The sequence below is a fragment of the Paenibacillus sp. FSL R10-2778 genome (assembly GCF_038593035.1).
In the GTDB taxonomy this organism is placed as follows: Bacteria; Bacillota; Bacilli; order Paenibacillales; family Paenibacillaceae; genus Paenibacillus_AQ; species Paenibacillus_AQ odorifer.
Genome location: NZ_CP151956.1, coordinates 1,444,106 through 1,459,815 on the forward strand (window position 1 = coordinate 1,444,106; position 15,710 = coordinate 1,459,815).

Annotated in this window: 13 protein-coding genes; 9 read left to right on the forward strand and 4 right to left on the reverse strand. The window is 44.1% G+C overall.

Annotated elements, in window-relative coordinates:
• Nucleotides 1–51: 51 nt before the first annotated feature.
• Both NST40_RS06370 and NST40_RS06375 read right to left on the reverse strand, forming a co-directional pair.
• Complete coding sequence (locus tag NST40_RS06370) at nt 52–1,197, reverse strand: response regulator (RefSeq protein ID WP_081387680.1); 1,146 nt, start codon at nt 1,195–1,197, stop codon at nt 52–54.
• Nucleotides 1,198–1,280: 83 nt separating this feature from the next.
• On the reverse strand, nt 1,281–4,379 hold the full coding sequence (locus NST40_RS06375; protein WP_076278010.1) for an ATP-binding protein: 3,099 nt from the start codon (nt 4,377–4,379) through the stop codon (nt 1,281–1,283).
• A gap of 103 nt (nt 4,380–4,482) precedes the next feature.
• Between NST40_RS06375 and NST40_RS06380 the strand changes: the two genes are divergently transcribed.
• From NST40_RS06380 to NST40_RS06395, 4 genes are all read left to right on the forward strand, one after another.
• Nucleotides 4,483–5,064, forward strand: coding sequence for an RNA polymerase sigma factor (locus NST40_RS06380; RefSeq protein ID WP_076125482.1), 582 nt, complete (start codon nt 4,483–4,485; stop codon nt 5,062–5,064).
• Nucleotides 5,061–5,513 carry a zf-HC2 domain-containing protein gene (locus NST40_RS06385; RefSeq protein ID WP_038569222.1) on the forward strand — a complete coding sequence of 151 codons (453 nt, stop codon included), beginning with the start codon at nt 5,061–5,063 and terminating at the stop codon, nt 5,511–5,513. Before NST40_RS06380 ends, NST40_RS06385 begins: the two co-directional genes overlap by 4 nt.
• A 75-nt stretch (nt 5,514–5,588) precedes the next feature.
• Complete coding sequence (locus NST40_RS06390) at nt 5,589–6,086, forward strand: hypothetical protein (RefSeq protein WP_076125480.1); 498 nt, start codon at nt 5,589–5,591, stop codon at nt 6,084–6,086.
• A gap of 17 nt (nt 6,087–6,103) precedes the next feature.
• On the forward strand, nt 6,104–7,195 hold the full coding sequence (locus NST40_RS06395) for a DUF5668 domain-containing protein (protein WP_076218521.1): 1,092 nt from the start codon (nt 6,104–6,106) through the stop codon (nt 7,193–7,195).
• A 76-nt stretch (nt 7,196–7,271) separates the two neighbouring features.
• On the opposite strand, the gene NST40_RS06400 is transcribed toward NST40_RS06395, so the two are convergent.
• Nucleotides 7,272–8,252 carry an aldo/keto reductase gene (locus NST40_RS06400; protein ID WP_076218520.1) on the reverse strand — a complete coding sequence of 327 codons (981 nt, stop codon included), beginning with the start codon at nt 8,250–8,252 and terminating at the stop codon, nt 7,272–7,274.
• Between the two features lie 226 nt (nt 8,253–8,478).
• Here NST40_RS06400 and leuB point away from each other — a divergent pair, with 226 nt between their 5' ends.
• The 5 genes from leuB (at nt 8,479) to NST40_RS06425 (ending at nt 14,023) form a co-directional block, all read left to right on the forward strand.
• The gene (gene leuB, locus NST40_RS06405) at nt 8,479–9,561 is read left to right on the forward strand and encodes a 3-isopropylmalate dehydrogenase (RefSeq protein WP_036680106.1); all 1,083 of its coding nucleotides are present in this window, start codon (nt 8,479–8,481) and stop codon (nt 9,559–9,561) included.
• A gap of 181 nt (nt 9,562–9,742) precedes the next feature.
• The gene (locus NST40_RS06410) at nt 9,743–10,282 is read left to right on the forward strand and encodes a peroxiredoxin (protein WP_076278011.1); all 540 of its coding nucleotides are present in this window, start codon (nt 9,743–9,745) and stop codon (nt 10,280–10,282) included.
• Between the two features lie 225 nt (nt 10,283–10,507).
• Nucleotides 10,508–10,915: a hypothetical protein gene (locus NST40_RS06415; protein ID WP_036680100.1), complete on the forward strand. Its 408-nt coding sequence runs from the start codon at nt 10,508–10,510 to the stop codon at nt 10,913–10,915.
• Nucleotides 10,916–11,306: 391 nt separating this feature from the next.
• Nucleotides 11,307–12,410: an ATP-binding protein gene (locus tag NST40_RS06420; protein ID WP_076218519.1), complete on the forward strand. Its 1,104-nt coding sequence runs from the start codon at nt 11,307–11,309 to the stop codon at nt 12,408–12,410.
• Nucleotides 12,411–12,517: 107 nt separating this feature from the next.
• The gene (locus tag NST40_RS06425; protein WP_143761989.1) at nt 12,518–14,023 is read left to right on the forward strand and encodes a leucyl aminopeptidase; all 1,506 of its coding nucleotides are present in this window, start codon (nt 12,518–12,520) and stop codon (nt 14,021–14,023) included.
• Between the two features lie 98 nt (nt 14,024–14,121).
• Here NST40_RS06425 and NST40_RS06430 read toward each other — a convergent pair.
• Nucleotides 14,122–15,680 (reverse strand): IS3 family transposase gene (locus tag NST40_RS06430; RefSeq protein ID WP_342410153.1). Its coding sequence is split into 2 segments (ribosomal slippage): nt 14,122–15,047 and nt 15,047–15,680, totalling 1,560 coding nucleotides; the frame shifts between segments, so codons are not numbered across the junction.
• Nucleotides 15,681–15,710: the final 30 nt, after the last annotated feature.

Sequence of the window (15,710 nt, forward strand, 5' to 3'; positions counted from 1 at the left end):
ACACCCGGTTTTATCCGGGTGTCTTTATTATGTCTTGATAGGTTATTTAGCTCATCGCACTCTATGGTTAAGCTGTTCCCATTGCTCGTACCAGTGCTCAACGCTGGCTGGAAGATTAATGTTAAGCTCCTGCTGGAATAAACCCTTTAGCAGCTTGTACTGCTCTTCCACAGCGGAACGTTCTCCAATGCTGTCGTAGACCTTCATTAATCCTAAATGCCCTTGTTCAAAATAAGGCTGTAGCTGCACTACTCGTTGATAGACAGTAACGGCCTCGGCAATTCTGTTGCTTTCTATATAAAATTGGGCTATGCCCATTGCATGGTGCAGCCAAATGGTACGAAGGCGTTGCCGCTCACTTTCAGCCCATAAATAATCATAATCGTCATAGTAATCTCCAGAATAAAGCTCGAATAAAACTTGATGCTCCGCACAATTAACTTCACTGATGGTTTCCAGAGCCAGGATACCCTGTTCCCACTTATCTACATCAATCAACATTGATCCGGTTTCAAGGGTATAGCCTTCCCCCCCGCTAAGGTTGCTGATATGCAGGTCGACTTCATTCTGCTTTAAGCATTGCCGGACTTGATAAATTGTTGTATAGAGATGGGTAGAGGCCTTTTTCAGATTGAAGTCTGGCCACAGCAGTTCAATCAGCATGTCTTTACTTACGAAGCGGTTGCGATTATGGAGCAAAAAGGCAAATAACTCTTGGGCCTTAGAGGTTCTCCAACGCAGATTATTCAGAGATTGTCCGCCTCGTTCAAAACGAAGCGATTGAAGACAACGAATGGTTACCTCTTCTTTTGCAATTATGAGTTTTGGTGCAAGTGACAATCTTTCTTCTAACCGCTGGACAGCTTTCAGTAGTCGGTCATTTCGCACAGGCTTCAAAATATAATCGAGCGCATTAATCTCAAAAGCCTCCACAGCATAATGGTTATACGCGGTAACGAAGATAATATTTGCGTTTGGACAGGCCTCTTGGAGCATCTCCGCAGCTTGAAGACCATTAATTTCAGGCATTTCAATATCAATAAAAATAACGTCAGGATGATAAGACGGAGCCTCTTGAATGGCCTGTGAGGGGTCCGTATAGGAAGCGGCTATATGTAAAGATGGTATTTTTTTTAACATAAACTCTAATTTCACAAGGGCAAGCCGTTCATCGTCAACTAATATTGCCTGAATCATTATTAATCACCACTCAGATATAGTATTTTAGCCAAAATACGTCGAATCCTTACTTGATATTTCGGTTCACAATAGTTTGTCTGTTAATCAGAAGGTTTTCGAAGCGGATTTTTTTTGTCAGAAGGAATAATAAAACTCACAGAAGTTCCTTTCCCTTCGGAGCTTTTAATCTGCAGCCCTTTTCCGTAGACCCGCAACAGCCGTTTATGTGTATTTAAAAATCCGATTCCTCTTGCATCATTAGACGGATTGCTGAGCAACTGCTGGAGTTGTTCGTTTTTCATGCCTTGGCCATTGTCTGATATCGTGATTTCAATATCGCCAGCTTGTTCCTTGATGGTTATGGACACCGTTCCTCCTTGGGAGCGACTCAAAATACCGTGCCGGACAGCATTTTCAACCAGTGGCTGTATAGTCAGGGGCGGCAGCTGAAAATGCAAGCTTTCCTCATAATCCCAAAGAATGGTCATCCTATCTTCAAAGCGCTCCTTTTCTATGTAGAGGTAGGCATGAACAAGCTCAAGCTCTCGTTCAATCGGTATCATAGGCTCAGCATTCAGGAAATTGAAGCTTAAACGCAAATAAGAGCTGAAGGCATCCACAAGGTGACTCATTCTATTAATATCAAAAGAAGCCAGCGCGGATATTGAATTTAATGTGTTGAACAAGAAATGTGGTTGTATTTGCGCTTGAAGATAGGCAGCTTCCACACGAAGTCGTTCGTTTACGGACTGTTTTAGATCTGTTAAGGAGCGTACACGGGCCTTCAGCTCTATTGCATTCATAGGCTTCATTACATAGTCATTTGCACCTGAAATAAAACCGGTATAAATATCTTCCGCTTGGCCTCGTGCCGTCAGAAGCAGAATGGGAAGCTCAGCAATGGTGTAACGTTCACGAATTCTATGCGCCAGCTCATACCCGGACATTTGTGGCATCATTACATCTGTAATAATTAAATCCCACTGAACGGTATCCAGCAATAGTAAAGCATCGTTTCCGCTTGTCACCGTAACGATTTCATAGTCCTTGATGGAAAGTACGTTGGTAAGTATTTTTAGATTAACCGGATCATCATCTACAGCCAGAAGCTTGGGTCTCCTTCCATGGGCTGATGAAACGATACCCGGTGCGGTTAATTTGGATAAAGTGATCATAGATGGCGTGTCTGAGAATTCAGTCATAGAGGGCAGTTCTGAACTCAATACCCGGCTGGTTGAATCGTATAATGGCATTGTGAATGTAAAGGTAGTACCTTCTCCAAGTGTAGAGACTACACTGATTTTCCCGCCGTGAAGTTCAACTAACTGCTTGCTGGTGCTTAATCCAAGCCCGATGCCACCGCTAACTTCGTTCATGCTGGAATCGCCCTGTTCATAGGGCTGGAAAGCTCTGAGCAACGTCTCCTCGTTCATGCCAAGACCCGTATCCGTAATATGAATCTGCGCCGATTTTTTATGAATATCTGCATGGATTCTTATCGTGCCTACAGTCGTATATTTAACAGCATTTTGAAGCAGATTGAACAAGATCTGAATGAGTCTTTTTTCATCAGCCACAATAGAAGGGAATGAATCTGGTATTTCTGAGATTAAGGTTAAAGATTTCCCTTCCGTTAAGAATTTGAACATATCAAGCACACCCACTGCGAAGGATTGGATCTTAAGTTCTCTGAGCTGCAATTGTATATTGCTTTCACGGAGCTGGGATTGATCCAGCAGATCGTCTACCAGAAGGGACATACGTCTTCCAACGGTAATGAGCAGTTTTAAATTCTCAGCATTTTGATGCGTTACAGTGTCACGCTCGCTGTCCAGGACAGTTTCGGCAATGTTAATGATACTGTACAGCGGATTTTTTAATTCATGTGAGGTGTTAGCCAAAAAAACATCCTTTTGCGTAACACTTCTCTGCAGGCTGTGCGCCAGTTTTTCTGTCTCCTTAGTATTCCAGTGATATCGGTTAAATCCAAAAGTCGCAAAGCACAAAAAGGCGATAATTAGATCAAAAGGATAATAGGTAACGTTAACCCAGTTATAATTCTTGAACATTCCCCAAAGTGTGCTGTTAACGATGGCAAACATAGATAACAACAGGAAAATAGAGCCTTCGTAATTTTTAACAATAGATCTCAGAAAAAGAATTACGACACCTAATGCTAAAACTAATAAATTTATGCCGAAAATCAGTGTGTGAAATTCATAATAGTGAACAACGGGTCCAAATAATATGAACAGGATGTCTATTACGGACAGGATGGTTAGGATACGAATACTTTTTATTTTTAAATCCGCGAACAAAAGATGTTTGCTTGTCTGCAGGATAAAAATAAATACAGCAATATAAGAGATAAAAAATAGCTTGAAATTCCATTGATAGTTCAAGGGAAATACGTGCAATAAAAGCCTGTCATCATCTATGAGTACGGTAGTTATAGCGGATATTACCAGTAGAAAAAAATAGATCAACATCTTTTGCCGCAGCCCAATTATATATAAAATAACAGCATATACAGCGTGCAGTATTAGAACAACACATAATAGCAACTGTAGGCTAATAGAGAGCAGTCTTTCCTGTGTTAAAGCTTTTTCGCTGCCAAATACAATCGTTTTAGAAATTCCTCCCGTTTGGGAAAAGGAATAGTTGGCTACATGGATCACAATTTCAAGTTCACTTTTATCGGTTGTAAAGGATACTGAATAAGGCAGTATGTACGGAATATAGTGTTCTTTACTCTCAGCAGGAGTGCCAGAGCTGTCCAGCCGTTCACCGTTGATATACACTTCTGAAGAGGACCGAGCTCCGGAAATTAGAAGACTATAGGATTGCTTCTTATGATTATCTGTTAGGACACGTAGCCGATAGGAGCCGTAGCCATAAGCAGATTTATCGCTATCGCTAAGGGCATCTTTCCAGTTCCCCGGGACTTGTATATATTTTGCAAGAGCAGCAGTTACAGGTTGTTCGTTGAATGAAGGAAGCAGCATACCCGGATAGAACTCCCACTGCCCACTTAAAATAAGGAGTTTGTCCTGATTCCATTGTTTATCCCGTAAATCCAACACACCATTGATCAGTGGTGGTTGTGTGGTGTGCGGAGAAATCTTTACCCATAGGATACGGAATCCAGTGAGTATAATAAGAAACAATGCGATAATTAAGAAGAGTTTTCTTTTAGTCATAGTAGTTAAACATTATTCGACAACAAACTATATATTCCTCTCTTCAGCCTATTTCAAAAAAACCAAAAAAATTTATGTATAGGTTGCAGGGGAGAACGATTGGTTGGCGTCTAACGTTATGAAGGTGAAGGAGGGGAGAAAGCTGGAAGAGGCAGAATGGATTGCTGCTGTGCTGAACGGTCAACATCAAGCCTTTGGGCATTTGGTGACACGTTACCAAGGCATGGTATACAGAGTATGCGTCAAAATCACAGGAGAAGCCGAATCGGCCAAAGATATGGCCCAGGAGGTTTTTATAAAAGCATATAAAGCGCTCCCCTCTTTCAGAGGACAATCCTCCTTCTCGACATGGCTGTATCGGATTGCCTACCGAACCTGTCTGGACTGGAAACGGGCCAACGATAGGGAGTGGAAGTACCGAAGTGCAGCTGATTACACAGAAAATGATTGGGTAACGTCTCAAACTCCGGAGCATGAGGTACTTGAGCAGGAAACATCAGCTGAATTAGGAGAGAATGTGAACAGTCTGGCGGAACCGTACCGGTCGGTCGTCCAGCTGTACTATTTTCAGCGGAATTCCTATCAAGAGATTGCAGAGCAAAAGGGAGTTTCCGTGAAAACAATCGAATCGCAGCTTTATCGAGCCAGACAGATGATGCGTAAACAAAGGGAGGAATGGCGATGAATTGTGCAATAGTGAAGGAATGGATGCCACATTATATAGACGGCCTACTGTCTCCAGAGATGGAGCTGAGTATCCGATTGCACATAGAGTCATGTCCTGATTGCGCAGAGTGGCTGGAGGAAGCCAAAGCAATGTCGGAGCTGTGGTCGGAAATGGATGCTGACAGAGAACAGTTGCAGGCGCAGATGGACTTCCCGGATCTCGCAGCAGATGTTATGACACATATTGAGCAGCTCGAAACAGGGCGCAGATCACGAGCGACTAAGGCAACCAATGTAAGACGTCGTTCTGCCCCAAAAACCTCATGGATTCATTATGGAGTGGCTGCTTGCCTCAGTTTGTTATTGTTGCAGTTTGGGGTATTTGAGAATTTGGCCTATGGCATTACCGAAATAAACGGCCATATGTCGAATTCAGTAACCCAGTGGTTTGGTGGCTTTGGGAGATAGTAATAAAATAATTGATCATCAATAGATGTTTAAATTGGCTAAAGTTTTGCTACCCAAATTTTAGGAGGATGTATTATGATTAAGAAGAGACGTTGGCTCACTTTTATGCTGGCTATGATACCTGGAGTAGGTCATTTGTACTTAGGCTTTAAAAAGCAGGGTTTACAGTTTATGATCGGGGCCTCCTTATGTATAATGTTTATTCCGTCCGAGCCCTTGATCTTCCCGTTTGCCCTGGCGGCGCTGTGGTTTTATCAGTTGTTTGATGCCCTGCAGAAGGCGGCTTGGATGAAAATAACTGCTGCTGAACACGAACGAATGATGTTTCATCCAGACAGCTTCGGAGCCCCTTGGACCATGGGTATGTCCTCTATGCCTGGATATCCACATGAAGAGATCAATCCAGCTTGGGTGGGAATCGGCTGTGTTGTTGCTGGGTTCCTTATGTTGGTAATCACAGCTTTCCCTACCCTTTGGGATATGCTGACTGAGATCAACATCGGCACGATCTTATTATCAGTGGGTCTGATTGCGTACGGACTGAAGATGTTAAGGAACAATACGAGAGCATAAGAAACGGGGATTTAACTATGGGGAGATGGAAAATAGGAAGTTTCACAGCAGCCTTGGGCTGCATTGCCCTTGGTGTCATTATCGTGATGGCTCAGTATGATATGATCAGCTATGAGGTGCTTGGTTTTTTATGGCCGGCGTTGTTGGTCTTATTCGGAATTGAGATGTTGATTAGACTTTTTATCAAATCCGATGTCAAAAGCCGTGTAAGCGGCTGGGCCATCCTGTTAATTATTGTACTGATCGGAGCAAGTGCTGCTCAGACAGTAATGGCTGGAGGTTCACTCAGCAATCTGATCGGTAATACACATCTAACTCCGCTTAGTGGGAATGTGGAAGTGAAAGAGAATATTACGACGCTCAAAATCGTACTTCCAAGTGGAAAAGTAAAGGTTGAGGGTGTAGCTGGAGGCTCTTTGGATTATGAGGGGAGTTTACTGCTGCCTGGAAAATCGCAAAGTGATGCTGAAAGTGCACTGGAAAAGAAATGGAAGGTTAGTACTGAAGGAGATACACTGATTATGGAGCTTGATACCGATCATAATTGGTTCTCTAACATTCAGTTTGGATTCAATACCAAAAGTCCTTATTTAAATATAAGTGCACCCAATAACCTTGCTGTTGAGGTTGAGACAAGTGATGGCTCTATAGAAGCCTGGAATCTTAAGTCAGGTATAGAGGTTGAGACAAGTAATGGTGCATTAAATATTCATGATATTGTCGGCGAAGTGGATGCGCATACCAGCAATGGGTCACTATCCGTACAGAATATCCAAGGTGAAGTTGAACTTGTGAGCTCTAATGGAGCCATAGTATTGGATAACATTGATGGGGCGTTGTCAGCCAAGAGCAGCAACGGCAAAATTACTATAAACTCAGCAGTGACCGGAAACTGGAAATGTACATCCAGTAACGGAAAGATTATAGTGGGCTTGCCGGCCGTGTCGGATGCGAAAATTATTGCAGATACAAGCAATGGCTCGCTGAAGGGGAATGTACCCTGGGATCGGGACGGCGATAGCTATGGTACCGCTGTGCTTGGGAAAGCCACGTATACTGTGGATTTAAGCACGAGTAATGGAAGTGTGACCGTGGACACAGCTGAATAAGTATGAGTAAAAGGGAGCTGAGGCTTCAGCGAATGGATTCTGCTGAGGCCTCAGCTCCTTTTGTGATAGAACTTACCTACCAAGCATAGGCTTTAGGGGCTTCACCGCCGGGTCCAGGGAATATTTCATCTAGTCGTTTAAGCACAGCTTCATCTAGTACAATCTCAAGACTGCGCAGCGCACTCTCAAATTGCTCCAGTGTGCGGGGGCCGATAATAGGAGCTGTTACAGCAGGATTAGCCAGTAGCCAAGCAAGAGCGACATTATCCTGTGGTTCTCCCAGCTCCATACATAAGCTGGCAAAAGCCTCAAGCTGGCTCTTGTGCTGCTCTACACGATCTGCATTTCCGCCACTTCGGCTGCCCTCTATTTTTTTGAGTGCATTTCTTCCGAGCAGACCTCCATCGAGTGGACTCCAAGGAATAATACCTAGCCCCAGATGGCGAGCGGCTGGCAAAACTTCAAGTTCAGGAAGCCGACAGGTCAGACTGTATTTATGCTGCTCTGAGACTAGTCCAAGAAAACCACGAGCCTTTGCTTCTTGTTGTGCTATGGCGATATCCCAGCCTGCGAAGTTACTGGAACCGACATAACCAATCTTGCCTTGACTCACAGCCAGCTCGAAAGCCCCCCAGAGCTCTTCCCAGGACGTACTGCGGTCTATATGATGCATCTGGTACAATTCAATATGATCGGTCTGAAGACGCTGCAGGGACCCTTCAAGATGGCGGCGAATGATATATGAGGATAATCCTTCTTCATCATTAGGACCATCAAGCTTATCATTCATGGCTCCATAAACTTTGGTGGCTAGTACGACCTTTTCCCGCCGCCCGCCGCCTTGTTTAAACCAGCGTCCGATAATGGTTTCAGTCAGGCCAGAATTTTCGCCCCAGCCGTAAATGTTAGCGGTATCAAAAAAATTAACACCTGCATCCAGTGCAGCGTCCATGATGCGGAAGGCTTCTTTTTCATCCGTCTGTGGGCCAAAATTCATCGTTCCTAGACATAGGCGACTGACCTTCATGCCGGATTTGCCAAGCTTTGTATAATGCACTTCGCATTCACTCCTTTGATAGATGACTTCATAGTAATTGTAAACATCTTCAGAACTAAGAGCAAATATGCTCAGCATTTACGGTGGTGGTCTGATTCTCACTGTTTATAGGCTATACCTATCAGCTCAATAGAATCTATATCTTTGTCCTTTACGACTGGGTATGATACAACAATATAAAGAAGAACTATGTCTGTTAGAGCAGAAAACTTGAGGAGTGACTGAGATGAGTGAAGTTAAAAAAATCGCCGTTATCGCAGGGGACGGTATTGGACCAGAAGTTGTAGCAGAAGCGGAAAAAGTATTGAAAGTAACAGAAGAAGTATTCGGTTATGCCTTTGAAACAGAGCATGCATTATTTGGCGGTATCGCTATAGACGAGAAGGGCACTCCGCTGCCGGAAGATACACTTGAAATCTGTCGTAGCGCAGATGCTGTGTTATTGGGTGCTGTTGGTGGACCAAAATGGGATAATAATCCAAAGGAACTTCGTCCTGAAACCGGACTGCTCGGAATTCGCAAAGCACTGGGGTTGTTCTCAAACCTGCGTCCAGCTGTCGTATTTGACTGTCTTAAGGATGCTTCGACTTTGAAGCCTGAAGTCCTGGAAGGCACAGATCTTATGGTAGTTCGCGAACTGACTGGCGGGATTTATTTCGGAGATAAATTGCGCCGTCAAGGAGAACATGGTGAAGAAGCTGTGGACACCTGTGTGTATAACGTAATGGAAGTAGAACGAATTGTCCGCCAAGCTTTTGAAATTGCCGGCAAGCGCCGCAATAAACTGGCGAGTGTTGATAAAGCGAATGTACTTGAAACTTCACGTTTGTGGCGTGAGGTTGTGAATAAGATCGCTCCAGAATATCCGGAGGTAGAGGTAGAGCATGTACTGGTTGATAACTGCGCAATGCAGCTGCTGCGCCGTCCATCTAGCTTTGACGTTATCGTTACTGAGAACATGTTTGGTGATATCCTGAGCGACGAGGCTGCTATGCTGACAGGTTCTATCGGTATGCTTGCTTCGGCTTCGATGGGTGACGGCAACTATGGTCTCTACGAGCCCGTTCACGGCTCTGCTCCTGATATTGCCGGACAAGGGCTTGCGAACCCGATCGCAACAATCTTGTCGCTGGCCCTTATGTTCCGCTTAACCTTTGGTTATGAGGATGCTGCTGCTGCAATCGAAGCTGCAGTTGCTGCTGTATTGGATGCAGGACACCGTACAAGTGATATCGCCGTGGATAAGAGCAAAGCGATCAGTACAACTGAAATGGGCGACCTGATTGTTGCAGCAATCCGCAAAGCTTAATTATTAGTTTATAATGATTACAAATAAATAATTGGTCTAATCTTGACTTTGATTTTGTGCGATGATACCATTTGTTTAGTAGACAAGATATTATCGATTTCTGCAAATTTCAATATATTTCAGTATATTGAGAGATACAAATGGTACTTTTTCTTACATAATCAGAGGGAGGATTCTAGCAATGGCGGAACGTTTAGTAGGTAGACCGGCTCCCGATTTTACTATGGAAACCGTATCAGGTGATGGTAAGGATTTTGGTAAAGTAAGCTTGTCTGATTATCGTGGCAAATGGCTTATATTCTTCTTCTATCCGCTTGATTTCACATTTGTATGTCCAACTGAAATCACAGCTCTGAGTGACGCAGCAGCACAGTTTGAAGCACTTGATACAGCGATTCTCGGCGCAAGCATCGATTCGATCCACAGCCACAAAGCTTGGATCAATACCCCTAAGGATTCCAATGGCCTGGGTCGTTTGAATTTCCCGCTTGCAGCTGATATTACGAAACAAGTCTCTAAAGACTATGGCATTCTGATTGAAGAAGAAGGTATCGCATTGCGTGGCTTGTTCATTATCGATCCTGAAGGCGAATTGAAATATCAAGTCGTTAACCACAATGATGTAGGCCGCAGCGTGGAAGAAACTCTTCGTGTTCTGCAAGCCTTGCAATCTGGTGGCTTATGCCCAATGAACTGGAAGCCGGGCGATAAGAATCTGTAAATTCTCGACCGTTATCATAGTGATCTTTGATATTCTGATTTCTACCTCCTTGCAGAAAATTTTCTGTAAGGGGGTTTTTTGCTCCAAAAGATCTTGTATATCTAAATAGATTTGAAAATAGGCGCGAAAAGTTATATTATGTCCTCGAGTGGAGGAATCTCCATTGGGGTAATGTAATACAATAATAAACAATCAAAGGGTTATTTCTAAGGAGGGCGAACAAATATGAGCTTTTGCTGTGGAGCGAGTATGGTAGGAACAAAGGGGACCCTAAAACATTATCGCACGCAAGTCCATAATGTTCCCCTGCTTTTTTGTCCGGTATGTCATCGTGTGGAGGTTCACTACAAGGTCGAGAATGAATATGAGATCTTAGCGGAATATGCACATGGAGATGGTGTTACCGACGTGGACTTTCAGGACTATGTCATGGAAGACGAAACTGCAATATTCGAGAACGTCATTAACGTCGAGAGTGAAGATCCTCTAGCCGTTGTACGCAATCAAATCGATATGGCGCTTGACCTGCTAGCTGTAGCCAAACAGATTGAGGATACCAAGTGGGAACGGGAATTGAAAAAAAGGTTAGCTGTGATGAGTCAGCGCCGTCTACGCCTGCAACAAAAGGCATAAGTTTATTACTAATTTTTTGGGCATGCCCCATTTTTCCATGTAAGCCTCCGCAATCGCGGGGGCTTTTTAGCTTTTTATAATCCTTTTTAGCTTTTCGTGATCCTTTTTAGATTGTTTTAAATCATTTAGGCGAATAAATAGCAATAAATATAATTTGATGTGATGTTTCATATGTCTTTGGAATCATTTTATGAATTTTTTTACCATTCGACAGTTTCTCCGATTGCGTTGTCTAGTTCTCTTGGATATGATTGGAATATAATTGAACCGGTTGGAAAAAGTGCAACGATTACCGAATGTTCTGGCGGCTTCGTCATACACTCAAATACATAGTAATTTGATGTCGCTTAAGCGTCTTCGTCAAATGCAGTAAAAGGGGGAACTTCGTATCGTGATTAGCCAATATCAAGAAAGTCTTCTATTACCGGGAAGAACCTATCAAACTGGACCTGTGGATACTACATACGAGGATGTTCTAGAGAATATTGACAGCGGAATCATGCTTTTTGATGAAGAGGGAGTTATAAGTTTTGTAAATAAGCAAATGTACGGGATGCTTGAGCTTACCCGTCACTCTCTTGTGGGCTGCACATTTTCCCATCTGCTGTCTAATATTCGACTGAGCCGTTCCAAGAAAAAACAAGTACTGCAGAGCTACAGAGAGATGGTATACAAAGGAAAATCAAATTATGAGTTTCTAGACGAGTATGGCCGTTACTGGAAGGTTACTTTATGCTGCGGAGAGCAAATGAAAGGCTGTTATTTGTTCACTGTCAAGGAAATCTCGGATTATAAGTTAATCGAACAAACGGCTTACCAGAACGATAGCTTGGCTATGCTAGGCAAATTATCCGCATCTATTGCCCATGAAATCCGGAATCCGTTGACCGCGATCCGGGGATTTATTCAACTGCTTCATCCATACTTGCATCAACTGGGGAAAGAGGAATATGCCAAGATTATATTGGCCGAGATCGATCGTGCGAACGATATTATTCATGAATTTCTGTCCTCCTCTAAGCCGTCAGTTCCGCAGGTGGGGATGATACCCGTGTCCGCATTGCTTAAGGAGGTTGTTCTCCTTACAGAGAGCGAAGCTTTAATGAAAGGCTGCCAGATCAATCTTCATCCTCTTCAAGAGGACATGGTGATTTCTGGCGATGTCAAACAGATGAAGCAAGTCGTGCTTAATATGATTAGAAACGCAATGGAGGCTGTAGCGGATCGAGAAGATGATTCGATGGGGAAAATCGAAGTTGGTGCCCGCAGAGAAGGCTCTGAGGTCCGTATGTTCATATCTGACAACGGTAAAGGAATGGATATTCGTACACTGGACAGGTTATTTAATCCTTTCTTTACTACCAAAGAGAATGGTACAGGATTGGGTCTTTCCGTAAGTGACCGCATCATCAAAAATCATGGCGGATGCATTTCTGTTAGCAGCAGAGTCAACGAGGGTACTCATTTTGTGATCTCTTTGCCATTAATCCATTAGAATAAGTAATAAGAGGCTGATCCCTGCGGATAATACAGATGCGGAGATCAGCCTTTGCTTATGTTACAATGGGTGTTGGTTTTGGGAAACAAATGGAGGGAATCACAATGAATATAGATTACAACAGTGGTGTTGCCAACAATGTGCAGGGTGATGCCCTTATCCTTATTATTTCTGAGTCTGAGGTTGAAAATGGAGGCTTTTCCGAGGGCTGGGATGACAGAATTCGCCTATTGGGAAAGGCAGGTTTATTTAAAGGCAAGCTTAATCAGACTTATGTACTACCTGCTGAGAATTCATCTGGTTGTCCTGTTGTTATTTTGGTTGGCAGGGGGGACCAACTTCTCACGACTGAGGATCTAAGGCAAATGGGGGCTCAGACAGCCCGTGCAGCACTTCGTTTGAAGGCGCTCAAGCTGATATTTGAAGTGCCGGACAAATTACAGGAGCTTACCGTAGAGAAGGATGTGACTTCTATTGCTTATGCGCTGACGGAGGGGCTAATGCTTGGTTCCTATCGTCGGGCTACCTATAAGCAGGTGCAGTCTTTTTATACAGGCCCAACAGCAGTTGTTTTCACTATAAAAGAGAAATTAGAGGGTACTGCCGGGCGGGGTTGGACTCAAGGCATTCAGAAGGGGCTAGCTTTCGGTGAGGCCACGAATTTGGCGCGGAGCTTGACCAACATGCCTGGTAATCTATTGACCCCCTCAGACCTTGCTGTGGCCGCTATAGAGGTTGCTGAACGATATGGCTTTCCTTCTGAGGTGCTGGACGAACGGGAAATTGAGAAAAAAGGAATGGGCGGATTGCTCGCCGTCGGAAAAGGAAGTGTAAACCCTCCACGAATGATCGTCATCCGTTATCAGGGGACAGGGAATTGGGATAACGTAGTGGGGCTTGTAGGGAAGGGAGTTACCTTTGACACCGGCGGGATCTCCTTAAAAAGAGCACCAGGTATGGAAGAGCTGATTAGTGATATGGGAGGGGCAGCGGCTGTACTCGGAGTAATGGAGGCGCTTGGCCGCTTACGTCCACGAATGAATGTCGTTATGGTTATTCCATCTGCGGAGAATATGCCATCGGCCAATGCTTTTAAGCCTGGAGATGTTATTACCTCCATGAGCGGACGAACAATAGAAGTGTTGAATACCGACGCTGAAGGCAGAATTGTCCTGGGAGATGCGCTGACTTATGCTCGGGAATGGGGAGCGAAACGTATTATCGATGTAGCTACGCTGACAGGCGCTGTGTTGTCCACTTTGGGAGATATAGCAACAGGTGCTGTGACTAATGATGAAGCGTTTCTGGAGCGATTTCTGGCCGCTTCAAGCTATTCAGGGGAAAAGGTCTGGCAGCTTCCGGCATACCCGGAATTTCGTGAAATGCTAAAGAGCGAGGTTGCCGATATCCGTAACACTGCTGGAAGATATGGTGGAGCTACTACAGGCGGATTATTTGTAGGTGAGTTTGCTGAGGGCTTGCCATGGATTCATCTAGATATTGCTGGCACTGCATATGTATCTAAAGAACGTGGAGTTAATCCTAAGGGAGCAACAGGTGTCATGGTTCGTTCTATCATTCAGTGGCTGCTGAGCGAAAGCGAGATCTAAACATCCGGGGAGCTGTCCGTTCTAAACAACAAGGGGTGTTCCCTAAACCAGACTGAACTGCACCCCGTCAAGTAGACAGCAAAAAAAATAAAAGTAGTTTAAGCGGCCTTAGTCCTAAATTCAATGGGACTGAGGCCGTTTAGTTTTGCCTGTAACCGTTCGTTATTGTAAAAATGAATGTAGGTATCAATATCTGTTTGGAGTTCTTCAAAGGTCTGGTAGGAATGTAAGTAGTACTTCTCACATTTCAATGTTCCCCAGAAGGATTCCATCGGCGAATTGTCAATGCAGCAGCCTACTCGGGACATGCTTTGCTTCAGTTCTGCATCGTCCAGCATCTTTTTAAAATGCAGAGAGGTATACTGAAAACCACGGTCGCTATGGAGTAAGGTTCGGCTCTCCGGTGCTGCCTTCAAAGCTAATTCCAGTGTGTTAAAAACTAGCGAATTATTATTGGAATGACCCAGAACGTAAGCAACAATCGACTTGTCATACAGATCTTTTATTGCACTTAAATACGCCTTCTTGCCGTTTCCGTATTTGAATTCCGTTACATCCGTTACCCATTTTTGGTTTGGAGCTTCAGCCTCAAAATTACGGTTCAGCACATTCTCTGCAACCTGCTGAGGCGTGGAGCCTACATACTTCTTTCTCTTTCTGCGGATGACTGACTGGATGCCTTGGCATTTCATCAGCCGGTACACTCGCTTTGCGTTAATAGATTTATCCATTTGTCTGCGCAAATGCAGGGTCAATTGGCGATACCCAAAGGTTCGCTCCACCTTCTCATACAAGAGGAGCATAGCCTCTGTCAGTTTCTCGTTGTCAGCCTCTCGAGAACTGGGTTTGCGATTCAACCATTTGTAATAACTTGACCGTGAAATCCCTGCGATGTCACACAAAAGCCGAATGGAGCAAGATTGTTCCTGCTGAACGGCCTGAATGGCCAGGTAAATGTTCACCTGGCGAATGGTCCTTAACGTCTCCTCCTTTCGAGCTCCTCTAACTTTTTTAGAAAAGCATTCTCCGCACGCAGGCGTGCATTCTCGTATTCCAGTTTTTGCATCGCGAGTTTGTGGCGATCTGCTTCCGTAAGTTCTTCAGGCGCTTTAGTGCGTCCTCTACCGTCTCGTAACGCCTCTTCACCACCAGCTTCGTACTTCTTTACCCAGCTATATACTTGTTGGTAAGACACGTGAAAATGGCTTGCCGTCTTCGCATAGTCTTCTCTGTTCGAAAGGCAGTACAGCACGATATTTATCCGTTCCTGCCAAGTGGTTACGCGTCCTTTGGTCATAGCTTTAGTTCCTCCTGAATGAGCTGTTAAGCTGTTGCTATGACCATTATACTTCCTAATCCAGTTGGCAAGTTGGGTTGAACTTGCAATCTTATACTTGCAGATGATTTGGTTTTGCGACAATCCTCCCTCGAGATAGTCCTTAACGGCATGGAGTTTAAGTTCTGCAGAATATGTACGATTGTAGCTTCGGACTTCCAGCCCTTCGTATCCATACAATTGATAACGTTGCCGCCACTTCACTAATGAGTTTTTGGATATTCCATACTTCCGGGCCGCAGTTTTCAAACCAATGTCGCCCCGTTCAATTTCTTGGAGAATCATTAACTTTTCCAGTGCTGTAAACTTCTTTTGTTCCATAAAAATGCTCCCCATACAGCGACAGGTTTT